Origin of the sequence: Rhodococcus sp. NPDC059234 (assembly GCF_042754225.1) — a bacterium.
Lineage (GTDB): Bacteria > Actinomycetota > Actinomycetes > Mycobacteriales > Mycobacteriaceae > Rhodococcus_G.
The window spans coordinates 66,001-88,398 of the sequence record NZ_JBHZAH010000004.1; the positions used below are offsets into that span (position 1 = coordinate 66,001).

Genomic DNA, 22,398 nt, shown 5'->3' on the forward strand with positions numbered 1-22,398 from the left:
ACCCGACCGGGCGGACGCGTCACGCTTTCGGGACGCGGGTGTCGGCGCGGCTACTCGGCGACGCCGATGTCCTCGTTCCACAGCTCCGGTTGCTCGGCGATGAAGCGGGCCATCATCTCGATGCAGCGCGGGTCGTCGAGGACCGTCACCGCGACCCCGTGGTGGGCGAGCCAGGCGTGCCCGCCGCCGAACGTCACGGCGTCGCCGACCACGAGCGCGCCGATGTTGAACTGGCGGACCAGGCCGCTGCAGTACAGGCACGGCGAGAGGGTGGTGACCATGATCGTCGAGCGGTAGTCGCGCTGGCGGCCCGCCGCACGGAAGGCCGCCGTCTCGGCGTGCATCGACGGGTCGTCGTCCTGCACGCGCCGGTTCCGGCCGCGTCCGAGCAGGGTGCCGTCGGCGGCGAACAGCGCGGCGCCCACGGGGATGCCGCCCTCCGCGCGTCCGGCCAGCGCCTCGGCGAGCGCGGTCTCGAGGAGCAGGTCGGGGGAGGTCGTGGTGTCCATGACCCACCTTCGGCCGACCCGATCTCCAATGTCAACGGCCGGTGCGAGTGCGGCTGTGCGAGGGGAGGATTCGTGTCCGGTATGTGTGGTCGCCGCGCACGGCCGCCGCTTGTCGGTTAGCGTCTGAGGGACTTCGATCCTTGCCCCGGCGAAAGGATGTCGTCATTCCCCTCTACCAGTTCCGGTGCGCCACCTGCGGCCCCTTCGACCGGACCTTCCCGATGGCCGGCGTTCCCGACGCGGCCGACTGCCCGACCTGCGCGAGCGGCGCGCACCGACAGATCACCGGCCCCCGGCTCGCGCACGGGGCCACCACCGCGATGTGCCTGCTCGACGCGACGAAACGGTCCGCCAGCGAACCGGTCGTGGTCACCGGCCCCCGTCCCGGCGTCGCCCGCAACCCGACACCGATCACCGCGAACCCGCTGCACCGCGGGTTGCCGCGCCCGTAGATCCGGCCGTCGCCTCGACCCGAAAGTCCACGTTCGAGAAGGAGACTCGCGTGCCCGAGCTGCTGTTCCCGTTGGATTCGTCGAAGAAGTTCACCGACCAGGAGAAGGTCGGGCACAACCGCTGGCACCCGGACATCCCGGCCGCAGTCACCGTCAAGCCCGGCGACGAGTTCCGGGTGCACTGTCGCGAGTGGTTCGACGGCGCCATCCACAACGACGACTCGGCCGACGACATCCTGCACGCCCCGCTGACCACCGTGCACACCCTGTCGGGTCCGTTCGCGATCGAGGGCGCCGAGCCCGGCGACCTTCTGATCGTGGACATCCTCGACATCGGGCCCATCCCACAAGAGGATTCGGGTCCGCTCGCCGGCCAGGGCTGGGGCTACACCGGCATCTTCTCCAAGTCCACCGCGGGTGGCTTCCTCACCGACCAGTTCCCCGACGCGTACAAGGCGATCTGGGACTTCTCCGGCCAGACCGCGACGTCCCGGCACGTGCCGCACGTGAGCTTCACCGGCATCGTGCACCCGGGTCTGATGGGCACCGCCCCGTCGGCGGAGTTGTTGTCGCGGTGGAACGCTCGCGAGGGCGCGTTGATCGCCACCGACCCGGACCGGGTGCCCGCGCTGGCGCTGCCGCCGGAACCGCGCGACGCGATCCTCGGCACGCTCAGCGGGGCGGAGTTCGACCGGGTCGCCACCGAGGCCGCCCGCACCGCCCCACCCCGCGAGAACGGCGGCAACCAGGACATCAAGAACCTGACCAAGGGCTCTCGCGTGTTCTACCCGGTGTTCGTCGACGGCGGTCACCTGTCGGTGGGGGATCTGCACTTCTCGCAGGGCGACGGCGAGATCACCTTCTGCGGGGCGATCGAGATGGGCGGATTCATCGATCTGCGGGTGGACCTGATCAAGGGCGGCATGGAGACCTACGGCGTCTCGGAGAATGCCGTCTTCATGCCGGGCAACACCGATCCGCAGTACTCGCAGTGGCTGGCCTTCTCGGGAACGTCGGTGACCCTGGACGGGGAGCAGCGGTACCTCGACTCGCACCTGGCCTACCAGCGGGCCTGCCTGCACGCCATCGACTACCTGACGAAGTTCGGCTACAGCCCGGAGCAGGCGTACCTGTTGCTCGGAGCGGCGCCGATCGAGGGGCGCCTGTCGGGTGTGGTGGACATCCCGAACTCGTGCGCGACGGTGTACTTGCCGACGGCGATCTTCGACTTCGACGTCACCCCGTCCGCGGCCGGTCCGGTGCGGATCGACCCCGGCATGGGGGCACCGCGCGCGGCGGGGTAGGAGAGTGACGCACCTTACAGTGTCAAGTCGCTCGCACGGGTGCCACGAGCGCCTTCGTTAACGAAGTGTTTATTTCGTAGCTATACAAACTTCCCCGTTCAGCGGATAGATTGCCCCTTATCGCTCGACGGCGTGCCAGCGTTACAGGTCGAGCGAAACGTTCTCCGGATGGAGGGCGGGAGCAGTTGTGAAGGAGTGACGAGATGAGCCATCTGTCCAGCGGCGTCGACGACATGGTTCGGGCCATCCTCGCGTACGAGTTCGAGGATCTCGACACCGTCGACGCGGGGGCCATCGACGACATCCGCGCCGGGTTCCTCGACGACTGGGTGCTGTCCATCTCGACGTCCGGAATGCTCTCCGAGCGGATCGTTGCCGAGGTCGAGCGGGCGTGGCGGTTCGACCCCGAACTGCTCGTCGATGCGCTGCTCGACGGTGCGGACGAGGTCAGTCGCCGGCGGTTCAAGGGGTCGCGGGGCCGCCACGCGGAGACGGTGCCCACCGCCTCGGCGCTCGGCTGACGCGGATCCTCATTCGTCACATCCGTCACAGTGGTAACTCTGTTACCGGATCGTGGCGCGGCACCCTCGCAATGGCAGCGATTCGGGGATAGCGTGTCCCCAATCGCTCGAGAGCGCCACAGTGTTACAGCAGTACGCGAAGTCGCATCCGACGGAGGGACCGCCACGATGAGAGCTCTAGGATCCCCGACATACGACCTGGTCAACGCCGTTCTGTCCTACGAGTACGAGGGCGGAGAGATCGACGTCCACGCCATCGACCGGGTCCGCCGCGGCGATACCGACGAGTGGATGGTCGCGTTGTCCGAAAGCGGCCTGTTCTCCGACGACGCCCTCGTCTCCGTCCTCGGCGCTTGGCATCGGGATCCCGAACTGCTCGTCGACGCGCTGCTCGGCGGTGCCGACGAGGTCTCCCGCCGTCGCCTCAAGGCGGCGCGGCGCGCCTCCCTGCTGCCCGTGGTCCGGCCGCGGCAGCACATCGTCGGGATCGGCTAGCGCCGACCCGCTCCGACTCCGCAGCTACCCGACCTGGCCGCGACCGACGACGATCGCCTCGTCGTCGGTCAGCGTCCGCAACGGAGTCCCCGACCGCCGGTAGTTGTCCGCGACCTCCTCGATGAGCGCCGCCTCCGCCGGGTCGTACCCCGGTGAGCGGTAGTGCGGGACGATCGCGTGGTCGACGAGCCCGAGCCCGTCCCACACCACCGGAACCCCGCACGTCGGCTCGACCTCCGCCGGATCGTCCAGTAGTTCGAGCCCCCGCAGGCTCGGCGACATCACGCACGCGCCCGCGCTGTACCCCGCGTAGACCAGGGCGTCGGCGCGCAGCAGTTCGGTGAGCAGGGCGTCCGCGCCGCTGCGCGCGAACTGGGCCCGCAGCACGAACGTGTTGCCGCCGCGCACCCACGCCAACGTCACCCGCGACAGGGCGGTGCGCAGCGCATCGGGGCGACCGACGAACTCGCGCAGGTCGAGTTCCTCCGGCTCGAACCCCAGCCGGCGCAGCGGCACCAGGTCCGAGACCACCGCCGAGTCGCGAGCGCTGCCCCACGCGTCGGCCGCGTTCGCGATCACCGCGGCCCGCCCCGGCTCGCCGACCAGCTCCAGCAGTCGGCCGGGATCGGCGCCGAAGCGGTAGGAGGACAGGAACAGCCGCATCAGATGGTGAACGGGAGGTTGGTCGCCACCCGCCGACCGAGCTCCTCGTCGCCACCGAAGTCGATCTCGTCGAGATGCTCGGCCGGGTTCACCCGACCGCCGCACAGCCGGGTGAACAGGCGCGAGTCCATGCCCAACGTCGCGGTCGCCGGCCCGTCCAGCGCCGGCACGACGGCCGCACGACCGTCGACCGACACGTGGATCCGGCGGGCGAGCGGTCCGGAGAGGTCGAAGGTCACCGACGACCCCTGCGGCGCGCGACCCTTCTTCCCGACCGCGAACCCGAGTCCGGCGAGGATCTCGGCGAGCGCGTACTCGCCGCGCGGTCCGCCCTCGTCGCCGGGCAGGTCGACCGCGTCGCGGATGTCGTGCTCGTGGAACCAGCAGTCGAAGAGCCGGGTCCGCATGAAGCGGCCGTAGCTGTCGGGACCGACCGGCGTCATCGCCGGCGCGTCGAAGTCGTCCTGCGTCATCGCGTCGAGCGCCTCAGCCCGCGCCATCGTGATCTCGCGGAACGCGGCGAGCATCTCGGTCGGGGTGCGGTCGCGCAGGCCGATCACCCAGCGTTCGTTGTACGCCCCGATCGGGTTGTGCACGTGAGCGGCGGGCTGCACGGCATCCTCGGCGATCGGCGGTTCGACGCCGCCCAGCAGCGATTCGGTGCCGATGAGATGGGACACGACGTCGTGGACGGACCAGCCGGGGAGCGGCGTCGGCTCCGACCACTGCTCCGGCGACAGGCCGTCGAGCACGAACCCGATCTTGTCCCATTCCTCGACCAGCGCCGCGGTCAGCGGTGCCTTGTCGACCAGCGTCGGCTCTCTCGCGTCGCTCATCGGGCCAACTCTAGGGCCGGAGGGTCCGGACGTCCGGGCTATCGGTGCGGGCGTGTTCGGACCCGGCAGGCGGTGCGCATCGCGGGCAGCCGTGGTCGAGGCCGTCCGGGAGGAACGCGCCGCAGTCCGGGCACACCCGGTCCAGCCAGCACGCCGCGTCGCCGCCGAGATCCTGCTCTGGATCTGGTCGCTCCGCAGGCTCCGCTCCTGCCTTCACACGATCTCCTCGAGGAACTCCGCGAGCACGTCGGCGTTGCTGTGCTCGACGTCGCGGGTCGCCGTCAGCAGCACGATGGCCCGGCCGTGGGCGAGGGCCAGCACCCGCGCGATCGCCTCGCGGCCCTCGTCGGATTCGAGTTCCGCGCGATAGCGGGCCCGGAACTCCCGGAACTGGGAGACGTCGTGGCTGTACCAATGCCGCAGTTCGGTCGACGGAGCGAGGTCCTTCGCCCAGTCGTCGTAGTGGAAGTCGTCCTTGCGGACCCCGCGCGGCCACAGCCGGTCGACGAAGACCCGGGCGGTCCCGGGCTCGGACTCGGGATGGTCGTAGACGCGCTCGACCGTGATCGTCGGTGTCGTCTGGCTACTCATCAGCACCTCCGCTCCGCCGCTGCACTCAGGCTACGTGATGTGACGCAGGTCATGTTTCCATGCCGGATTCGCCCGATACATCCCTGTTCGGATTCGATTCAGAGCGCGTTCAGTGGGATTGTGCTTCCCTTCGGGGCCGTAGGTCTGTCTAGCATTGGCTACTTCGTGCGTGCTGGGTCATCTTCCGCTTGTCGCACGCGGGCTGCCATCCGTCGCGGCCCGGTCACCGTCTACCTCAGGAAGTAAACAGTTGGACACAACGCAGAGTTCGCCACAGGCGCGCCCGACCGTCGGCGTCGTTCGGGAAACGAACGACGGCGAGCGGCGGGTCGCGCTCGTCCCGAAAACCGTCGCCACCCTCATCGGCAAGGGCCTCGACGTCGTCGTCGAGGCCGGCGCGGGGCTCGGGGCGCTGATTCCCGACGACCTGTACAAGGAGGCGGGCGCGACCATCGGTGACGCCTGGTCTGCGGACGTCGTCCTCAAGGTCGCGGCCCCGAACGCCGAGGAGACCGCCCGGCTGCGCTCCGGTCAGAAGCTGATCGGCTTCCTCGCGCCGCGCACCAACGAGTCCGGCATCGCCGCGCTCGCGGACGCGGGCGTGGAGGCGTACGCCGTCGAGGCCATCCCACGCATCTCCCGTGCCCAGGTGATGGACGCGTTGTCGTCGCAGGCCAACGTCGCCGGCTACAAGTCGGTCGTGCTGGCCGCGTCGGAGTCCACCCGCTACTTCCCGATGCTGACCACCGCCGCGGGCACCGTCAAGCCGGCGACCGTGCTGGTGCTCGGTGTCGGTGTCGCCGGCCTGCAGGCGCTGGCCACCGCCAAGCGTCTCGGCGGCCGCGTCACCGGCTACGACGTGCGTCCCGAGGTCGCGGACCAGGTCCGGTCCGTCGGCGCGCAGTGGCTGGACCTGGGCATCGACGCCGCGGGCGAGGGCGGCTACGCCCGGCAGCTGACCGAGGCCGAGCAGGCCCAGCAGCAGCAGGCGCTCGAGAACGCCATCAAGGGCTTCGACGTGGTCATCACGACCGCGCTGGTGCCGGGTCGCCCGGCCCCGCGCCTGGTCACCGCCGCCGCGGTCGAGGGCATGAAGCCCGGCTCGGTGATCGTGGACCTCGCGGGCGAGACCGGTGGCAACTGCGAGATCACCGAGCCCGGTCAGACCGTCGTCAAGCACGGCGTGACGATCTGCTCGCCGCTGAACCTCCCGGCCACCATGCCGGAGCACTCGAGCGAGCTGTACTCCAAGAACCTGTACGCCCTCGTCGAGCTGATGCTCGACGAGAACGGTGCGTTCGCGCCGGACTTCGACGACGAGGTGCTGGCCGCCGCGTGCGTCACTCGCAAGGAGGCATCGGCCTGATGTACACCGAACTGTTGGCGAACATCGCGATCCTGGTCCTGGCCGGGTTCGTGGGCTTCGCCGTCATCTCCAAGGTGCCCAACACCCTGCACACTCCGCTGATGTCGGGCACCAACGCCATCCACGGCATCGTGGTGCTCGGTGCGCTGGTGGTGCTCGGTCACCTGCCCGGCGACGCGCCGTGGAGCATCAAGATCATCCTGTTCGTCGCGCTGGTGTTCGGCACCCTGAACGTCGTCGGCGGCTTCGTCGTCACCGACCGCATGCTCGCGATGTTCAAGCCCAAGAAGGACGCCGCTGTGTCCGACAAGAAGGCGGCGGCTGTCGAGAAGAAGGGGGCTGACGCCTGATGGGCTACCTCGTCTCCATCCTGTACATCGTCGCGTTCGCGATGTTCATCTACGGTCTGTCGGGTCTGACCGGCCCGAAGACCGCGGTGCGCGGCAACTACATCGCCGCGGTCGGCATGCTGATCGCGGTGATCGCGGTCCTCATCGACGTCCGGGACACCGACAACTGGGGCCTGATCGTCGGCGGCCTGTTCGTCGGAATCGTGCTCGGTGTCCCGCCGGCGCTGAAGACGAAGATGACGGCCATGCCGCAGCTCGTCGCGCTGTTCAACGGCGTGGGCGGTGGCACCGTCGCGCTCATCGCGTGGGCCGAGTTCCTCGACTCCGACGGCTTCACCACCCTCGCCGACGTGCCGTCGTCGCCGGTGATCGTCGGGTCGCTGTTCGCCGCGATCGTCGGCTCGGTCTCGTTCTGGGGCTCGCTGGTGGCGTTCTCGAAGCTGCAGGAACTGCTGAACAAGAACGTGGAGAAGGTGTTCGTCTCCAACGCGAAGGCGTTCCAGGTCGCGAACATGGCGTTGGCGCTGGTCTCGATCGCGTTGGCCGTCTACATCGGCCTGGGTGCCGACGGCGACCCGCAGTCGCCGTGGCTGATCGTCGGGCTGCTCGTCGCGGCCGGTGTGATGGGTCTGTTCGTGGTGCTGCCGATCGGCGGCGCCGACATGCCCGTCGTCATCTCGCTGCTCAACGCGCTCACCGGCCTGTCGGCCGCGGCCGCCGGTCTCGCGCTGAACAACCAGGCGATGATCGTCGCCGGCATGATCGTCGGCGCGTCCGGCACCATCCTGACCAACCTCATGGCGAAGGCCATGAACCGGTCCATCCCCGCGATCGTCTTCGGCTCCTTCGGCGGCGACGCCGGCGGCGCGGCCGGTGGCCCGGCGGCCGGCGGCACGGTCAAGGCGACCTCCGCGTCGGATGCGGCGATCCAGATGGCGTACGCCAACCAGGTCATCGTCGTCCCCGGCTACGGTCTCGCCGTCGCCCAGGCGCAGCACGCGGTCAAGGAGATGGCCTCGCTGCTCGAGGCCAAGGGCGTCGAGGTCAAGTACGCGATCCACCCGGTCGCCGGCCGCATGCCCGGGCACATGAACGTGCTGCTCGCCGAGGCGGACGTCGAGTACGACGCGATGAAGGAGATGGACGACATCAACGGTGAGTTCTCGCGCACCGACGTCGCCATTGTCATCGGCGCCAACGACGTGACCAACCCCGCCGCACGCAACGATCCGAGCTCGCCGATCCACGGCATGCCGATTCTCAACGTCGACGAGGCCCGCTCGGTGATCGTGCTCAAGCGGTCGATGTCCTCGGGTTACGCCGGCATCGACAACCCGCTGTTCTTCGCGGACACCACCTCGATGCTGTTCGGTGACGCCAAGAAGATGGTCTCCGAGGTCACCGAGGAGCTCAAGGCGCTGTAGGCGGCTGCGCACAGCTGTTTCGGGCCTCAGACCGAAGGCGCCCTTCCCGGATTCGATCGGGGGAGGGCGCCTTCGGCGTTCCGTCGCTAGTAGATGATGCTGCCGGTCGGGATGAGGGCGGTGGTGATCATCGCGATCACACCGGCGAGGGGATTGACGTCGTTACTGCCCATGCGGTGGCTCCTTGGCTTGGTGAAACAGCTGTGCGCGGCCCGAACGTACAAGGTGCCCGGCGGCGGGGTGGTCGAATCGCCCGATTTCGCGGGGCTGTTCAGACCGACTCGCCGAGCTCGCTCGGTACCCGGGGACGACCGACCAGTCCGGCGTACCGCGAGGCCAGCAGCACGAACGCCAGCGGCACCAGCATGGTCGCGGTCAGCGGCATCAAGCTGGTCAACCAGCCGAGCAGGGCCGGACCTGCCAGCAGCCCCACGTAGCCCATCCCGACCACCCGCGACATGTTGGCCCCGGGCGCGCCGACCGTGAGGTTGCCGGCGGCGGTGAAGATCTGCGGGATACAGCCCGAGAGCCCGAGCCCGAACAGTGCCCACCCGATCAGCGTCGATGCCACCCAACTGGACCCGATCACCGTCGCCAGCCCGGCCGCCGCGATCAGGGTGCCGTAGCGCACCACCGCGACCGGACCGAAGGCCGCGCTGATCCGGTCCGCGGTGAACCGCCCAACGGTCATCATCGTCGCGAAGGCTCCGAACGCGAGCGCGGCGGTCGCGTCCGAGGTTCCCAGATGCTCCTTGACCTGCAATGTGCTCCAATCGTTCGCCGCGCCCTCGGCGAGGAACACCGCGAATGCGATCGCGCCGAGGGCGAGCACCTTCCGGACGCTGCCGCGGTCGCCGGGGCTCGACGCCGCGGGGGTCGCGTCGTGCTCGTGCACCAAGTGCGGCAGCAGAAACGGGCCACACCCGGCGACCGTCGCGAATCCGATTGCCGATGCTCCCGCCAGCGCGGTCAGCGGCGACCACCCCGCGGCCAGGGTCGCGGCGCCGAGCAGCGACCCGACCACCCCGCCGACGGAGAACAGGGCGTGGAACGCCGACATGATCGGCCGGCCGTACGCCCGCTCGGCGTGCACCGCCTGCGAATTCATCGACACGTCGAGGGCGCCGTTGCCGAGACCGAACACGGCCAGGGCCGTCGCCAGGCCGACGGCGTCGGTCGCGAGGGCCGGGCCGATCACGCCCGCCGAGATGAGCGCACCCGCCGCCAGCACCATCCGGCGGCTGCCCCAGCGGTCGGCGAGCGGTCCCGCGATCTGCATGCCGACGAGGGCGGCGGCGGCCAGGACGAGCAGCAGCCAGCCGAGGGTGGCGTGGCTGATGCCGGTGCTGTCGGAGATCGACGGGATGTGCACGACCCAGGCTGCCAGCAGGAACCCGTTGACCGCGAAGATGCCGAAGACGGCGGCGCGTGCTCGACGGAGGCGGGCGGGCTCGACGGTGGAAACGGACACCCGTCCTTCCTATCGGCTTCGCCGACTGGGCGCGAATTTCACCCCGACCGGGGTACCGATCGCGCGCGGGCGGGGAGCCGCGTCAGGCGAGGGCGAGGAGGGTGAGCGGGTCGGTGAGTATCGCCGCGACGTCGGCGAGGAATCGCGAGGCCTGCTCGCCGTCGACCAACCGGTGGTCGAACGACAGACCCAGGGTGGTCACCCAGCGGACCGCGACCTGGTCGTCGACCACCCAGGGCCGGCGCGCGACCGCGCCGAGGCAGACGATCGCCGCCTCCCCGGGGGTGAGGATCGGCGTCCCGGTGTCCACCCCGAACATCCCGACATTGGTGATGGTGACGGTGCCGCCGGACAGGTCGGCGGGGGTGGCCCGGCCGGACCGCGCGAGCTCGGTGGCCTCGTCGATCGCCCGGGTCAGCTCGACGAGGCTCATCAGGTGCGCGTCCCGGACGGTCGGGACGAGCAGGCCGCGGCCGGTGGCGGTGGCGATGCCGAGGTTCACGTAGTGCTTGGTGACGATCTCCTGCCGGTCCTCGTCCCAACTCGAGTTCAGGTCGGGGTGCGCGCGCAGCGCCACCAGCACGACCTTCGCGACCAGCGGCAGCGGCGACCGCCCGAGTTCGGCGAACTCGGGGGAGGCGTGCAGCCGGGCGAGCAGGTCCATCGAGGCGGTGACGTCGGCGGTGACGAACTCGGTGACGTGCGGCGCGGTGAACGCGCTGCGGGTGACCGCGGCGGCGGTCTGCTTGCGGACGCCACGAATGGGCGTTCGGGTTTCCTGGTCCGACGGTGCGATGCTCGCGCGCACGTCGCCGGCGGTCACCGCGCCTGCCGCGCCGGTGCCGGGCACGACCTCGAGGTCGACGCCGAGTTCGCGGGCCAGCTTGCGGGCCGACGGCTTCGCGTCGGGCCTGCGGGTCGCGCGCCTGCTCTCCGGGGCGGCGGACGGGCCGTACCCGACCAGCACCGAACCGTGCGAGGGCGCCCCGGCGTCCGGTGCCGCGGGCGCGCCGGCACCCGGGGCCTGCGCGGTGCCCGGCCCGCCGATCCGGATCAGCGGCGACCCCACCGCGACCGCCTCGCCGGGCTCGGCGAGCAGCGCCAGGACGGTGCCGGCGTACGGCGACGGCAGCTCGACGACCGCCTTCGCCGTCTCGACCTCGGCGATCACCTGATTCAGCGCGACCGTCTGACCGACCGCCACCGACCAGGAGACGAGTTCCGCCTCGGTCAGGCCCTCGCCGAGGTCGGGCAGCCGGAACTCGTGCACCTCGTCGTCGGTCACGTCCGGCCCCCTTCAGGCTGCGAGCGTCTTGTCGACCGCGTCGAGGATGCGGTCCGGGTCGGGCAGGAAGTACTTCTCCAGCTTGGCGGCGGGATAGGGCGTCGCGAATCCGCCGACCCGCAGGACCGGCGCCTCGAGCTGGTAGAAGCAGCGCTCGGTGATGCGGGCGGCGATCTCCGCGCCCAGTCCGAGGAACACCGGCGCCTCGTGCACGACGACCAGCCGCCCGGTCTTGCGCACGGATTCCTCGACGGTGTCGAAGTCGACGGGCGAGAGCGAGCGCAGGTCGATCACCTCGAGCGAGTGACCCTCCCGTTCGGCCACCCTGGCGGCGGTGAGCGCGGTCGCGACCGTGGGGCCGTAGGCCACCACCGTCGCGTCGCTGCCCGCCGCGACCACCCGGGCCCGGTGCAGGTCGAGGTCGGGCGGCGCGTCGAGGTCCACCTCGCCGCGATCCCAGTAGCGATGCTTCGGCTCGAAGAACAGCACCGGGTCGTCCGCGGCGATGGCCTGCTGGATCATGTGGAAGGCGTCGGCGGGGGTGGACGGGCTGACGACTCGCAGTCCCGCGGTGTGCGCGAAGTAGGCCTCCGGGGACTCCGAATGATGTTCGACCGCACCGATTCCGCCGCCGAACGGCACCCGGATGGTCATCGGCACGCGCACCCGGCCCTGGGTGCGGTAGTGCATCTTCGCGACCTGCGAGACGATCTGGTCGAACGCCGGGTAGACGAATCCGTCGAACTGGATCTCGCACACCGGCCGGTAACCGCGCAGTGCGAGACCGAACGCCGTCCCGACGATGCCGGACTCGGCGAGCGGGGTGTCGACGACGCGGGCGCCCCCGAAGTCCTTCTGCAGGGTGTCGGTGACGCGGAAGACGCCGCCGAGCGCGCCGATGTCCTCGCCCATCAGCACGACCTTCGGGTCGTGTTCGAGGGCGCGCCGCAGCCCGGCGTTCAGGGCGCCGCCGAGCGTCAGGGTGGTCATGGCCGGGCCTCCTCGAAAGTCCGCAGGTACCGCGCGAAATCCGCGCGCTCCTCGTCGAGGAGGGGATGCTCGCGGGTGTACACGTGCTCGAACAGGCTCAGCGGCTCCGGGTCGGGAATCGCGAGGGTGCCGGCCCGGAAGGCCGCCGCCGCGTCCTCGGCCTTGTCGTTCACCTGCGCCTCGAACGCGGCGTCGAAGTGGTCCTCGCGCTCGAGCAGCCGCCGCAGCCGGTCGACGGGGTCGCGGGTGCGCCACAGTTCGAGCTCGGCACCGGTCCGGTAGCGGGTCGGGTCGTCGGAGGTGGTGTGCGGACCCATCCGGTACGTGATCGCCTCGACGAAGCTGGGGCCGCTGCCCTCGCGGGCGCGGCGGGCGGCCGCGCGCGTCACCGCGAGGACGGCGAGGGCGTCGTTGCCGTCCACCTGGACACCCGGGATGCCGTAGCCGGTGGCACGGCCGGCCAGCGGGTACGGGCTCTGCAGCTGCACCGGTTCGCTGATCGCCCAGTGGTTGTTCTGGCAGAAGAACACCACGCCCGCGTTGTAGGTCGCCGCGAAGCCGAGCGCCTCCGACAGGTCGCCCTCGCTGGTGGCGCCGTCCCCGAAGAAGGCGAAGGTCGCGATCTCGGCGCCGTCCATGTGTGCGCCGATCGCGTAGCCGGTGGCGTGCAGCCCCTGGGAGCCGACGATCACCGCCGGATTCGTCAGCCCGACCTCGTACGGATCCCAGCTCGACAGCGCCGCGCCCCGCCACATCCGCGGCCACTGCGCGAGGTCGACGCCGCGGCAGTAGGCCAGCCCGTGCTCGCGGTAGCTGGTGAACACGAAGTCGTCGGGCCGCATCGCCCAGGCGGAACCGACCTGCGCGGCCTCCTGACCCAGGCAGGGCACCCAGATCCCGATCTGGCCCTGCCGCTGCAGGGCGGTGGCCTCGGCGTCGATGCGCCGGACCACGACCATGTCCTCGTACATTCCGCGCAGCTGCTGCGCCCCGACGTCGGCGACCGTGTCGGCGTGCTCGGACCCGTGCACGCGTCGGCCGTCCGGCTGGACGAGCTGGACCGGGTAGGCAATTTTGTCGGCCACCGCGACCTCCTCGAAACCGCGCCGGGCGCAGGCCTTCGTGGGGCCGCGGGCGGCGCTGGGGGTGTCCTCGAGTTCACAGGATCCACCTCCAAGCGTACTGCGCGAGCGGGCCGCTCGGATGTGTCCGCGGAGGTCACCGACGGACCAGCCCGAGCCGCAGGTTCGCCGGCTTGAGGGTGAACTCCTCGGCCACTTCGAGCTGGTAGCCGGGCTCGGGCACGAGGTCGTAGCGGCGCAGGATCAGCGCGAGCGCGAGCACGGTTTCGTGCAGGGCGAGTTGACGGCCGATGCACGAGCGCAGGCCGGTGCCGAACGGCTTGTAGATCCCGGGCGGGCGGGTCCGGGCACGGTCGGGCAGGAAACGGTCGGGGTCGAAGGCCTCCGGTTCCGGGCCCCACACCCGGTCCCGCTGCACCGCGAGGGTGAGCGCGAGGATCGCCTGCCCGCGCCGGACCGGGTGCCCGCCGAGGGTGGTGTCCTGCTTCGGCTCCCGGAAGTAGCCCGGCGCGATCGGCCACAGCCGCAGTGTCTCGTCGACGACTCGGCGCAGGTACCTGAGCTTGTGGACGTCGCCGAACGGCGGGTCGGGGTCGGTTCCGGCGGGCCACAGCGCGTCGAGTTCGGCCCGGGCCCTGGCGGCGACCTCGGGATGGGTGGCGAGCAGGTGCAGCGCGAACGACAGCGTCCCCGAGGTGGTCTCGTGACCGGCATTGAGGAAGGTGATCACCTGATTGCGCACGTTCTCGTCGCTCAGTCGTCGCCCGGACTCCGGGTCGGCGGTGGTGAGCATGAGGGCGAGCAGATCGTCGTGCTGGTCGCCCGGATCGGCGCGGCGGGCCCGGACGACGTCGTCGACCACCTGCCGAATGTAGGCGACGTCCGCCTCGTTCTGCCGGACCTCCCGATAGTGGACGATGTTGTTCAGCCAGCGCACCGGGATCCGGAAGCCGCCGCGTCCGACGAAGGCGAACGCCCGCGTGACCGCGGTGGCGTAGGGGTCGGGTTCGGCCGAGGTGAACGAACCGAAGTGGTAGCCGAATCCGATCCTGGCGATGGTCTCGAGGGTCAGCTTGCTGGTGTCGGCGTGGACGTCGACGAGGCCGTGCGCGGACCGTGCGTCCCAGTAGGCGAGCAGTTCGCGGTCGGTCTCGAGCATCGTCTCGTGGTAGTTCTTCATCGCGGCCAGCGTGAAGGCGGGCATCAGGATGTTGTGCGCGGCCGCCCAGTTCGGTTCGGTGGTGTAGGCGCTGAAGAGGGCGTCGCCGACCCGTTCCCGGATGGCGGCGATGCTGAAACCCACGTGCTTGTCGAAGCGCTTGTCGTCGCCGAGTTCGGCGTAGACGTCGGTTCCGGCGGCGACGGTCAGATGCTGGTTGAAGATCTTGGTCTCGAAGAGCGGGCCGAGGGTGCGGGACTGCGCCGTCAGGTTCTGGGCGGGTCTCGACGGATCGGCCGCGATCACGTCGCCGAGCACCGGCAGTCGGTGCGGCGGATGCGGCAGCGCAGGCACGTCCATGACGCTCGAAGTCGCCATTCCTCATCTTTGCGCACTCGGCGACCGATTGCACCCGTCGTCGGATTCGCCGCCCGGACACGCGGTCGAACTCGGCCGTGTTCCGTCGGGCCTGCCCTACCCTGGGTGGGCTTGACCACGTTGTGAGACCTCGTCGACAACAAGGGAGTGCAGATGAAGTTTGCCCGAGCGATCCTGACCGCAACCGCGCTGACGGGGTCCGCGGCCCTGGCACTCGCGCCCACCGCGTCTGCGGCAACCGCGTACCGCCTCGCCACCGTGCCACCGATCGGAACCGTCTACGCCCACAACCTGGTGACCCTCGGGGTCTCGGTCGGCCCGATCCCCACCGGCCCGGATGCGAGCACACCTGTGATCCTGACGGTGACCGAACCGGGCGGCGATGCGCACACCGTGACCATGCCCCTCACCTTCGGCGTGGCGACCGCGGCGACCCCGATCCACGAGGCCGGGCGATACACGGCCACCTTCACCTTCGCTCCGCCCGGCGGGGACCGAGCCGAGGCCACGCTGCAGTTCGACGCGGTCGAGTCCCCGCTGACGGGTGGCAGTTCCTCGTAGACTTGCCGAGAAGGGCAGGTGGCCAACGGCATCCGGCGACCACCGCTCGTGGACGGACCACCGGTCGGCGTCGTCTTCGGGGCCGTCGATATTCGCATCTGCACGGTCGTGGGAGCGTCCGGGCTCTAGCATTCTCCTGAGTGGAGGTCGGGCTCTGCGCCGCGCCCGTGCGGCCGGGACGAACGCTACCGCCGCCGCACAGGCCGCCAACCGGGAGGATGGTCCGCATGAACAACGCAGTGGGTCTCGACGAGCAGGCGGTGTCCGCGTGGATCGCGGACCTGGGGGTCGGCGCGGTGGCCCCGCTGACGTTCACGCGGATCGGCAACGGGCAGTCGAATCTGACGTTCCTCGTCGCGGACGCGGGCGGCGGGCAGTGGGTGCTGCGGCGGCCGCCGCTCGGACGACTGCTGGCGTCGGCGCACGATGTCGCGCGCGAGTACCGCATCCTGTCCGCGCTGCAGGGTACCGGCGTGCCGGTTCCGAAAGCGCTTGCCCTGACCGAGGATCCGGCCGTCACCGACGCGCCGCTCATGCTGATGAGCTACGTGGACGGGGTGGTCATCGACAGCATCGGGGTGGCCAAGACGTTGACCCCCGACCGGCGCCGCGCCACCGGGCTGTCGATGCCGGCGGCGCTGGCGAGCATCCACCGGGTGGACCTCGAACTGGCGGCGCTCGAGGACCTGGCGAGCCACTCGCCGTTCGCGGAACGGCAGCTCAAGCGATGGTCGGGGCAGTGGGAGAAGTCGAAGACCCGTGAGGTGCCGGCGGTGGAGGAACTGGCCGCGCTGCTGGCTCGTTCGGTACCCGAGCAGCGTGAACTCACCTTGGTGCACGGCGACTTCCACCTGAGCAATGTCATCACCTCCCGTGAGGACGGGCGGGTGGTCGCGGTGGTCGACTGGGAGTTGTGCACGCTGGGCGATCCACTCGCCGACGTCGGTGCGTTGCTCGCGTACTGGTCACAGGCGGACGACGAGGTGCAGGGGCCGTTCGTCGCCTCGACGCTCGACGGTTTCCCGACCCGGGACGAGCTGGCCCGGGCCTACTTCGACGAGACCGGCCGCGATCCGGCGGCGGTCGGGTTCTGGCACGCGCTGGCACTGTGGAAGCTCGCGATCATCGCCGAGGGCGTGCTCCGCCGCACGACGGACGACCCGAGGAACACCGCCGCGGTGGGCGGCCCCTCGACCAAGATCATCGATGACATCGTGGCCCGGGCGATGCTCGTCGCGGACGAGGCCGGATTGCGCTAGCGCGGGATTCCGTCGCCTCGCGGCCGGCGAACCAACAGGGCTGCCGCGGCCGTGATCTCCTGGGGGATCGGCACCGGCCTGCGGGTCCGCGCGTCGACGTACACGTGCACGAACCGTCCCGTCGCCGCCGGGTCGAGGGCGCCGTCGGGGCCCTCGCGAAAGATGGCCAGCGAGTAGACGATGCTGCGGGTGCCGAGGCGCTCCACCGCCAGGCCGACCCGCAGCTGATCCGGGAAGCTGAGTTCGCGCAGATACCGGCAGGACGTCTCGGCCACCACGCCGATCGCGGGCAGGTCGCGAATGTCGACTCCGGACTCGGCGATGAGGAAGGCGTTCACCGCGGTGTCGAAGTACGAGTAGTAGGTGACGTTGTTGACGTGGCCGTAGTGGTCGTTGTCCGACCACCGCGTGGGCACCGGCCACAGCACCGGGTAGTCGGCGGCGGTGGGTGTCGATTCGGCGGTCATGGGCAGACCCTAGTGGCCGCGCCGCAGGAACCGTCGGACCACCAGCCCCACCACCAGCGCCAAGAGGGCGGACCCGACGCCCGCGACCATCCCGGTACCTGCGAGCAGCGCCGCGCCGGGCGTGGACCAGGCCAGCGTGATCGGCATCCGGTAGTGCCGGGACAGCCAGCGGATTCTCGGGCTCGGGCGCGGGAGGGTCAGGTGCGGACCTTCTTGACCACGAACAGCAGGATCACCGCGCCGAGCAGGCAGGTGAGGAAGCTGAAGATCCAGCCGCCCTCGCTGACGTTCACCCCGAACAGGCGGAGCAGGAAGCCGCCGAGCAGGCCGCCGACCACGCCGACGACGATGTTCATGAAGATGCCCTGCTGTTCGTCCGTGCCCATGACCTTGCTGCCGATCCAGCCGGCCAGGCCGCCGATGACGATCCATCCGATGATGCTCAATCCCAGCATGATTGACCCCTTGTCAGACGACGCGCCGTCGAGGACGCATAGTGAAACGGTAGCGAAGTTCCAACCGGTCCGCGGTGCTCGTCGCGTCGGGATCGACAGCAGGGGGCTCTCACACCGGTGCGGAAAGCGCCGCGGGCGGTACCGGCGAGGAGTAGGTTGCCAGGCAAACCCTCGTCGACGATGGGAGCGGGCGATGTCCGCGAAGACCGTGACCAGAAGGCACCGACGGCGAGGGTTGTTCGCGGCCGTGGCCGTCACCGCGCTGATAGCGGCGGGGTGCTCGAGCAATTCGACGTCGACCTCGAGCAGTTCGGCGCCCTCGGGTTCGGGCGCGGCATCCTCCAGCGCGGAGAACAGCGCGCCGATGGATCCCGGGGTAGCGCAGCGTCTCGACGCCGCCATCGAGGCCACCATGACGCAGACCGCGGTGCCGGGCACGATCGTCGGGATCTGGGGTCCCGACGGCACCTACGTGAAGGCGTTCGGGGTGGCCGACAAGCAGACCCGCGCGCCGATGCAGACCGACTTCTACAGCCGGATCGGCAGTCTGACCAAGACGTTCACGGCCACCGGTGTGCTCCAGCTCGTCGACGAGGGCAAGGTGGGTCTCGACGACCCGATCTCGAAGTACGTCGACGGCGTCCCGAACGGCGACCAGATCACCATCCGGGAACTGGCCCGGATGCAGAGCGGGCTGGCCAACTACTCGGAGAGCCCGGAGTTCCAGAAGGCGTTCTTCGCCAATCCTCGCGCGCCGTTCACCCCGCAGCAGCTCCTCGGCTACGCGTTCGCGCAGCCGCCGACGTTCCCGCCGGGGCAGGGATTCCAGTACTGCAACACCAACTACACGCTGCTCGGACTCGTGGTGGAGAAGGTCAGCGGACAGCCGCTCCCGGAGTACGTGCAGCAGAAGATCCTCGCGCCGCTGCACATGGACAAGACGGTCTTCCCCACGAACAACGCGTTCCCCGATCCGCACGCGCAGGGCTACACCGTGCAGACCGCCGACGGCAAGGAGGCCACCACCACCGACTGGGACCCGTCCTGGGGATGGGCGGCCGGGGCGATGATCTCGACGCTCGACGACCTGCACATCTGGGGTCCCGCGCTGGCGACCGGCACCCTGCTCACGCCCGCGACGCAGGCGCAGCGGCTCGAGACGGTGAGCGCACCGGGATATGCCCCGGGTGTCGGGTACGGCCTGGGTATCTTCAACGCCGAGGGGTGGATCGGTCACAACGGCAGCCTGCCCGGATACCAGACCGTCACGGTCTACCTGCCCGAGAAGCAGACAACCCTCGTCATCATGACCAACAGCGACATCGCGTACCAGGGCTCCGAACCCAGCACCATGCTCGCGACTGCCATCACCGAGATCGTCTCCCCGGACCACGTCTACCGCCTCGCTGCGAACGGACCGGCGCCCGCGGTGCCGGCGTCGACCACCCCGACGAGCTGATTCGGGACGCGCCGCCGCGGGTACGGTGAGCCGATGGCGGCAATCGACGTAATTCGCGGGGACATCACGACATTCGAGGCCGACGCGATCGTGAATGCGGCGAACTCGGCGTTGCTCGGTGGCGGGGGAGTCGACGGGGCGATCCACCGTGCCGGTGGCCCACGCATCCTCGACGAGTGCCGTCGACTGCGTGCGACGACCCTGCCGGACGGGCTGCCTGCGGGTGACGCCGTCGCGACGAGCGCGGGGGACATGCCCGCCCGCTGGGTGATTCACACCGTCGGCCCGGTGTACTCCGCGAGCGAGGATCGGTCGGCGGTGCTGCGGTCGGCGTACACGCGCAGCCTCGCCGTCGCGGACGAACTGGGTGCGAGGACGGTCGCGTTCCCGTTGATCTCCGCCGGCGTCTACGGCTGGCCGCACCGGGACGCGGTGTATCAGGCGGTGACCGCGGTCCGCGGCGCCCGCACGAACGTCGAGCGGGTCGTCTTCGTCGCGTTCAGCGAACCGATGGCGGCGCTGCTGGACGCGGAACTGAGCGTGCTGACAACCGTCGGGGAGATCGCCGAGCGGCTGGGCTCCGCGCGACCGCCGGTGCTGCTCGACGTGCGCTGGGCGCTCGGCGATCCGGACGGCCGTGCACACTACGAGCGGGCGCACATCCCGGGCGCGGTGTACGTCGACCTGGAGTCCGAACTCGCCGCGCAGCCCGCCCCGGAACACGGCCGGCATCCGCTGCCGACGACCGCCGCGTTGCAGGAAAGCGCCCGGCGCTGGGGAATTCGCCAGGGCGACTCGGTGGTGGTCTACGACGCCACCGGGAACACCGCCGCGGCGCGTGCCTGGTGGCTGTTGCGCTGGGCGGGCGTCGCCGATGTCCGGATGCTCGACGGAGGACTCGCCGCGTGGACGGCGGCCGGCCTCGCACCGGAGTCCGGCGGCGGTCGGGTCCCCGAACAGGGGGACGTGCTGCTCGGCGAGGGGCACCTGCCCGCGATCGATCTCGACGACGCGGCCGACTGGCCGAGCGGCGGTGTCCTGCTCGACGCCAGGGCCGGCGAGCGCTACCGCGGCGAGGTCGAACCGGTCGACCCGCGGGCCGGGCACATACCGGGGGCCCTGAGCGCGCCGACCACCGACAATCTCGACGATGTGGGACGGTTCGCCGACGTGGCGGCGCTGCGACGGCGATTCGCCGCGCTCGGTGTCGACGGATCGGCGCCGGTCGCGGTGTACTGCGGGTCCGGGGTGTCGGCCGCGCACGAGATCGCCGCCCTCGCCGTCGCCGGGTTCGAGGCGGCGCTGTATCCGGGATCCTGGTCGCAGTGGTCGAACGACCCGAAGCGGCCCGCCGCCACCGGGCCGACGCCATAGGAGATTGCGCCGAGGCGAACGGGAAGTCGGTGTGGCAAGAGGATTCTCGACGTCGGTCCGGTCAGGACCGCGAGTACTCCGAGGCCCGGCGCACCTGATCCGCAGACGGGGTGACGCCGGTGTACAGCGCGAACTGGGCGGCCGCCTGCAGTGCGATCACCTCGGACCCGGTGATCGTCGGCTTGCCCGCCGCCGCGGCGGCCCGGATCAGCGGGGTGTCGGGCGGCATCGCGACCACGTCGAACACGACCTCGGATCGTCCGATCGCGTCGGCGTCGAACGGCGACTGCCCCTCCTCGGGCCCGCCCGCCATCCCGGTCGGGGTGGCGTTCACCAGCAGTCGAGGCCGCAGGTCGCCGAGGTGGGCGCGCCAGGCGAAGCCGTACTGCTCGGCCAGGGCGGGACCGGTCGTGGGGTTGCGGGCCACCACGGTCACCGAGCGGAAGCCGCTGTCCCGCAGTGCCGCGACGACTGCCTTCGCCATGCCGCCGCTCCCCGCGACCGCCACGTCGAAGTCCGCCGGGACCTCGTGTTCGGTCAGCAGGCGGGCGACCGCCTCGTAGTCGGTGTTGTAGGCGTGCAGGGTGCCCGACTCGTTGACGATGGTGTTCACCGAGGAGATCGCCGACGCCGACTCGTGCATCACGTCCACGAACTCGATGCACGCCTCCTTGAACGGCATCGAAACGCCGCATCCACGCACCCCGAGCGCGCGGACGCCCGCGATCGCGCCGGGCAGGTCGGTCGTGGTGAACGCCTTGTACAGGAAGTCGAGGCCGAGTTCCTCGTAGAGGAAGTTGTGGAACCGGGTGCCGATGTTCGACGGCCGCCCGGAGAGGGACATGCACAGCGTGGTGTCCCTGTTGATGCTGTCCCTGCTGATGGTCCGGTGCACGGGTCGACGCTATCCCTGCCGTCGCCGGCAGTCCAGGGAGCCGAAGGGCACACCGGACGGTCGCGCGCGCCCGTCGGCTCCGCGACATCGAATTCTCTTCTTACGAAGCAGGTTCGGAAGTGCTGTCGGCCACCTGCTGGACCACGTCGGCATAGGCTCGGAAGAGGCGCGGATGGGTGGTGTCGAGATTTCGGGTCAGCAGGACGGACCAGCACTCCGCCGTCAGCGCGCGGGCGCGGGTCCCGGACCATGGTTGCGGAAGCAGCTCCGGCGGCAGGAGCGGGTCCGGGGTCATCGCGCGAGTGAACTCGGATGCCAGCTCGATCGCTGCGGTGACGGCCTCGGTCTCCGCCCCGCCCGCGGTGTCGCGCAGCCGCCGGAGTCGGTTCTCCGCGACGTCGATGAGCCGCCGGTGTCCGTCGGCAATGCTGTCGAGCGGCCACAACTGTGCCGCTATGGCGCGGGGATCGTCCGCCCCGCCCACGCTGAGGTCCGATGTGGTGCACGAGGTCACGTGGTCGGAGACCGTCAGCTTCGAGGCGAGGGCTCGGATGTGCCGTTCCCAGGGATTCGGTGAGATGTAGAGCCCGCCCTGGATCGATGCGCCACCGAGGTGGATGATCCCATCGCGCATCGCGTCCCGGGCCTGCCTGGCCGACTCTGGAATTGCGAAGGCCACGAGGTGCCAGTTCCCGTCCCAGGGCGCATCGCCGCGATCCTGCGCGAACATGAACCGCACGAACTCGAGGTCGGGCTCGATCGAGCTCTTGGCCTCCGCGGTGGCGCGCAAGACGGCCCGCCGGCCCCGTCCGTCCTGCGTGAACTGGCCGTCCGTGACGAGCCGCCGAATGCACAGCCGGACCTGTTGGTCCGTCATCCCCAGCGCATTCGCCACCGAGTAGAGCTCGTTCGCGTCGATCGTGGCGTCTTCGCGAACCATGCTCTCCACGAGGACGCGCGTCGGTACCTCGACGGTGTGTCCGTTGCCCTCGTCCATTCGTCACCTCTTGTGATCGCGGCTGCGACTATCGATGATAGAACGTTCGTTACGG

24 protein-coding genes and 1 pseudogene are annotated in these 22,398 nt (G+C 70.2%); 11 read left to right on the forward strand and 14 right to left on the reverse strand.

Going from position 1 to position 22,398, the window contains the following annotated elements; genetic code table 11:
- Nucleotides 1-50: 50 nt before the first annotated feature.
- Complete coding sequence (locus ACFXGJ_RS01700) at nt 51-509, reverse strand: nucleoside deaminase (RefSeq protein ID WP_378615821.1); 459 nt, start codon at nt 507-509, stop codon at nt 51-53.
- A 140-nt stretch (nt 510-649) separates the two neighbouring features.
- On the opposite strand from ACFXGJ_RS01700, the gene ACFXGJ_RS01705 reads away from it, so the two are divergent.
- From ACFXGJ_RS01705 to ACFXGJ_RS01720, 4 genes are all read left to right on the forward strand, one after another.
- Entirely contained in the window at nt 650-961 is a 312-nt protein-coding gene (locus ACFXGJ_RS01705; RefSeq protein WP_378615823.1) for an FmdB family zinc ribbon protein, read from the forward strand.
- Between the two features lie 50 nt (nt 962-1,011).
- Entirely contained in the window at nt 1,012-2,265 is a 1,254-nt protein-coding gene (fmdA, locus tag ACFXGJ_RS01710; RefSeq protein ID WP_378615825.1) for a formamidase, read from the forward strand.
- 203 nt (nt 2,266-2,468) lie between these two features.
- A complete protein-coding gene (locus ACFXGJ_RS01715) occupies nt 2,469-2,786 on the forward strand; it encodes a hypothetical protein (RefSeq protein WP_378615827.1) in 318 nt (105 codons plus the stop codon).
- A 168-nt stretch (nt 2,787-2,954) separates the two neighbouring features.
- Complete coding sequence (locus ACFXGJ_RS01720) at nt 2,955-3,281, forward strand: hypothetical protein (protein WP_378615829.1); 327 nt, start codon at nt 2,955-2,957, stop codon at nt 3,279-3,281.
- Between the two features lie 24 nt (nt 3,282-3,305).
- On the opposite strand, the gene ACFXGJ_RS01725 is transcribed toward ACFXGJ_RS01720, so the two are convergent.
- From ACFXGJ_RS01725 to ACFXGJ_RS01735, 3 genes are all read right to left on the reverse strand, one after another.
- Nucleotides 3,306-3,944 carry a Type 1 glutamine amidotransferase-like domain-containing protein gene (locus tag ACFXGJ_RS01725; protein WP_378615831.1) on the reverse strand — a complete coding sequence of 213 codons (639 nt, stop codon included), beginning with the start codon at nt 3,942-3,944 and terminating at the stop codon, nt 3,306-3,308.
- Nucleotides 3,944-4,780, reverse strand: a complete 837-nt coding sequence (locus ACFXGJ_RS01730; RefSeq protein ID WP_378615833.1) for a maleylpyruvate isomerase family mycothiol-dependent enzyme — start codon at nt 4,778-4,780, stop codon at nt 3,944-3,946. The genes ACFXGJ_RS01725 and ACFXGJ_RS01730 overlap by 1 nt, the downstream gene beginning before the upstream one ends.
- A 213-nt stretch (nt 4,781-4,993) precedes the next feature.
- A complete protein-coding gene (locus ACFXGJ_RS01735; RefSeq protein WP_378615835.1) occupies nt 4,994-5,371 on the reverse strand; it encodes a DUF488 domain-containing protein in 378 nt (125 codons plus the stop codon).
- A 250-nt stretch (nt 5,372-5,621) separates the two neighbouring features.
- Here ACFXGJ_RS01735 and ACFXGJ_RS01740 point away from each other — a divergent pair, with 250 nt between their 5' ends.
- Genes ACFXGJ_RS01740 through ACFXGJ_RS01750 form a run of 3 tightly spaced genes read left to right on the forward strand, consistent with a single transcriptional unit; the run spans nt 5,622 to nt 8,511 of the window.
- On the forward strand, nt 5,622-6,737 hold the full coding sequence (locus ACFXGJ_RS01740; protein WP_378615837.1) for a Re/Si-specific NAD(P)(+) transhydrogenase subunit alpha: 1,116 nt from the start codon (nt 5,622-5,624) through the stop codon (nt 6,735-6,737).
- A complete protein-coding gene (locus ACFXGJ_RS01745) occupies nt 6,737-7,087 on the forward strand; it encodes an NAD(P) transhydrogenase subunit alpha (RefSeq protein WP_378615839.1) in 351 nt (116 codons plus the stop codon). The genes ACFXGJ_RS01740 and ACFXGJ_RS01745 overlap by 1 nt, the downstream gene beginning before the upstream one ends.
- Entirely contained in the window at nt 7,087-8,511 is a 1,425-nt protein-coding gene (locus ACFXGJ_RS01750) for an NAD(P)(+) transhydrogenase (Re/Si-specific) subunit beta (RefSeq protein WP_378615841.1), read from the forward strand. Before ACFXGJ_RS01745 ends, ACFXGJ_RS01750 begins: the two co-directional genes overlap by 1 nt.
- A gap of 271 nt (nt 8,512-8,782) precedes the next feature.
- Here ACFXGJ_RS01750 and ACFXGJ_RS01755 read toward each other — a convergent pair whose 3' ends face one another.
- The 5 genes from ACFXGJ_RS01755 to ACFXGJ_RS01775 form a co-directional block, all read right to left on the reverse strand.
- A complete protein-coding gene (locus ACFXGJ_RS01755; RefSeq protein WP_378615843.1) occupies nt 8,783-9,982 on the reverse strand; it encodes an MFS transporter in 1,200 nt (399 codons plus the stop codon).
- Between the two features lie 82 nt (nt 9,983-10,064).
- The gene (locus ACFXGJ_RS01760; protein ID WP_378615845.1) at nt 10,065-11,267 is read right to left on the reverse strand and encodes a dihydrolipoamide acetyltransferase family protein; all 1,203 of its coding nucleotides are present in this window, start codon (nt 11,265-11,267) and stop codon (nt 10,065-10,067) included.
- Nucleotides 11,268-11,279: 12 nt separating this feature from the next.
- Entirely contained in the window at nt 11,280-12,257 is a 978-nt protein-coding gene (locus ACFXGJ_RS01765; RefSeq protein ID WP_378615847.1) for an alpha-ketoacid dehydrogenase subunit beta, read from the reverse strand.
- Nucleotides 12,254-13,342: a pyruvate dehydrogenase (acetyl-transferring) E1 component subunit alpha gene (gene pdhA / locus ACFXGJ_RS01770; protein ID WP_378615849.1), complete on the reverse strand. Its 1,089-nt coding sequence runs from the start codon at nt 13,340-13,342 to the stop codon at nt 12,254-12,256. Before pdhA ends, ACFXGJ_RS01765 begins: the two co-directional genes overlap by 4 nt.
- A 133-nt stretch (nt 13,343-13,475) precedes the next feature.
- Entirely contained in the window at nt 13,476-14,876 is a 1,401-nt protein-coding gene (locus ACFXGJ_RS01775; protein ID WP_378615851.1) for a cytochrome P450, read from the reverse strand.
- Nucleotides 14,877-15,029: 153 nt separating this feature from the next.
- Between ACFXGJ_RS01775 and ACFXGJ_RS01780 the strand changes: the two genes are divergently transcribed.
- Together ACFXGJ_RS01780 and ACFXGJ_RS01785 are read left to right on the forward strand one after the other, a co-directional pair.
- Nucleotides 15,030-15,437 carry a hypothetical protein gene (locus ACFXGJ_RS01780; protein ID WP_378615853.1) on the forward strand — a complete coding sequence of 136 codons (408 nt, stop codon included), beginning with the start codon at nt 15,030-15,032 and terminating at the stop codon, nt 15,435-15,437.
- A 227-nt stretch (nt 15,438-15,664) separates the two neighbouring features.
- A complete protein-coding gene (locus ACFXGJ_RS01785) occupies nt 15,665-16,696 on the forward strand; it encodes a phosphotransferase family protein (RefSeq protein ID WP_378615855.1) in 1,032 nt (343 codons plus the stop codon).
- On the opposite strand, the gene ACFXGJ_RS01790 is transcribed toward ACFXGJ_RS01785, so the two are convergent.
- From ACFXGJ_RS01790 to ACFXGJ_RS01800, 3 genes and pseudogenes are all read right to left on the reverse strand, one after another.
- A complete protein-coding gene (locus ACFXGJ_RS01790) occupies nt 16,693-17,163 on the reverse strand; it encodes an acyl-CoA thioesterase (protein ID WP_378615857.1) in 471 nt (156 codons plus the stop codon). The two genes, ACFXGJ_RS01785 and ACFXGJ_RS01790, sit on opposite strands and share 4 nt — an antisense overlap.
- 36 nt (nt 17,164-17,199) lie before the next feature.
- Nucleotides 17,200-17,331, reverse strand: a pseudogene (locus tag ACFXGJ_RS01795) (benzoate transporter); the annotation flags it as partial.
- Nucleotides 17,332-17,360: 29 nt separating this feature from the next.
- Nucleotides 17,361-17,618, reverse strand: a complete 258-nt coding sequence (locus tag ACFXGJ_RS01800) for a GlsB/YeaQ/YmgE family stress response membrane protein (protein WP_378615859.1) — start codon at nt 17,616-17,618, stop codon at nt 17,361-17,363.
- Nucleotides 17,619-17,811: 193 nt separating this feature from the next.
- Here ACFXGJ_RS01800 and ACFXGJ_RS01805 point away from each other — a divergent pair, with 193 nt between their 5' ends.
- Nucleotides 17,812-19,077: a serine hydrolase domain-containing protein gene (locus ACFXGJ_RS01805; RefSeq protein ID WP_378615861.1), complete on the forward strand. Its 1,266-nt coding sequence runs from the start codon at nt 17,812-17,814 to the stop codon at nt 19,075-19,077.
- Between the two features lie 33 nt (nt 19,078-19,110).
- Nucleotides 19,111-20,451 carry an O-acetyl-ADP-ribose deacetylase gene (locus ACFXGJ_RS01810; RefSeq protein ID WP_378615863.1) on the forward strand — a complete coding sequence of 447 codons (1,341 nt, stop codon included), beginning with the start codon at nt 19,111-19,113 and terminating at the stop codon, nt 20,449-20,451.
- A gap of 61 nt (nt 20,452-20,512) precedes the next feature.
- Here ACFXGJ_RS01810 and ACFXGJ_RS01815 read toward each other — a convergent pair whose 3' ends face one another.
- Together ACFXGJ_RS01815 and ACFXGJ_RS01820 are read right to left on the reverse strand one after the other, a co-directional pair.
- Nucleotides 20,513-21,346: a shikimate 5-dehydrogenase gene (locus ACFXGJ_RS01815; protein WP_378615865.1), complete on the reverse strand. Its 834-nt coding sequence runs from the start codon at nt 21,344-21,346 to the stop codon at nt 20,513-20,515.
- 100 nt (nt 21,347-21,446) lie between these two features.
- Nucleotides 21,447-22,343 (reverse strand): PaaX family transcriptional regulator C-terminal domain-containing protein, encoded by an 897-nt coding sequence (locus ACFXGJ_RS01820; protein ID WP_378615867.1) that lies wholly within the window; start codon nt 22,341-22,343, stop codon nt 21,447-21,449.
- Nucleotides 22,344-22,398: the final 55 nt, after the last annotated feature.

What these genes read in the sequence shown, in the direction of transcription:
- ACFXGJ_RS01745 (WP_378615839.1), top strand. Translation starts at nt 6,737, where the DNA reads ATGTACACCGAACTGTTGGCGAACATCGCGATCCTGGTCCTGGCCGGG.
- ACFXGJ_RS01750 (WP_378615841.1), top strand. Translation starts at nt 7,087, where the DNA reads ATGGGCTACCTCGTCTCCATCCTGTACATCGTCGCGTTCGCGATGTTC.
- ACFXGJ_RS01805 (WP_378615861.1), top strand. Translation starts at nt 17,812, where the DNA reads ATGTCCGCGAAGACCGTGACCAGAAGGCACCGACGGCGAGGGTTGTTC.
- ACFXGJ_RS01780 (WP_378615853.1), top strand. Translation starts at nt 15,030, where the DNA reads ATGAAGTTTGCCCGAGCGATCCTGACCGCAACCGCGCTGACGGGGTCC.
- ACFXGJ_RS01715 (WP_378615827.1), top strand. Translation starts at nt 2,469, where the DNA reads ATGAGCCATCTGTCCAGCGGCGTCGACGACATGGTTCGGGCCATCCTC.
- ACFXGJ_RS01765 (WP_378615847.1), bottom strand. Translation starts at nt 12,257, where the DNA reads ATGACCACCCTGACGCTCGGCGGCGCCCTGAACGCCGGGCTGCGGCGC.
- ACFXGJ_RS01700 (WP_378615821.1), bottom strand. Translation starts at nt 509, where the DNA reads ATGGACACCACGACCTCCCCCGACCTGCTCCTCGAGACCGCGCTCGCC.
- ACFXGJ_RS01725 (WP_378615831.1), bottom strand. Translation starts at nt 3,944, where the DNA reads ATGCGGCTGTTCCTGTCCTCCTACCGCTTCGGCGCCGATCCCGGCCGA.
- ACFXGJ_RS01775 (WP_378615851.1), bottom strand. Translation starts at nt 14,876, where the DNA reads ATGGCGACTTCGAGCGTCATGGACGTGCCTGCGCTGCCGCATCCGCCG.
- ACFXGJ_RS01810 (WP_378615863.1), top strand. Translation starts at nt 19,111, where the DNA reads ATGGCGGCAATCGACGTAATTCGCGGGGACATCACGACATTCGAGGCC.
- ACFXGJ_RS01820 (WP_378615867.1), bottom strand. Translation starts at nt 22,343, where the DNA reads ATGGACGAGGGCAACGGACACACCGTCGAGGTACCGACGCGCGTCCTC.
- ACFXGJ_RS01735 (WP_378615835.1), bottom strand. Translation starts at nt 5,371, where the DNA reads ATGAGTAGCCAGACGACACCGACGATCACGGTCGAGCGCGTCTACGAC.
- ACFXGJ_RS01790 (WP_378615857.1), bottom strand. Translation starts at nt 17,163, where the DNA reads ATGACCGCCGAATCGACACCCACCGCCGCCGACTACCCGGTGCTGTGG.
- ACFXGJ_RS01730 (WP_378615833.1), bottom strand. Translation starts at nt 4,780, where the DNA reads ATGAGCGACGCGAGAGAGCCGACGCTGGTCGACAAGGCACCGCTGACC.
- ACFXGJ_RS01785 (WP_378615855.1), top strand. Translation starts at nt 15,665, where the DNA reads ATGAACAACGCAGTGGGTCTCGACGAGCAGGCGGTGTCCGCGTGGATC.
- ACFXGJ_RS01800 (WP_378615859.1), bottom strand. Translation starts at nt 17,618, where the DNA reads ATGCTGGGATTGAGCATCATCGGATGGATCGTCATCGGCGGCCTGGCC.
- ACFXGJ_RS01720 (WP_378615829.1), top strand. Translation starts at nt 2,955, where the DNA reads ATGAGAGCTCTAGGATCCCCGACATACGACCTGGTCAACGCCGTTCTG.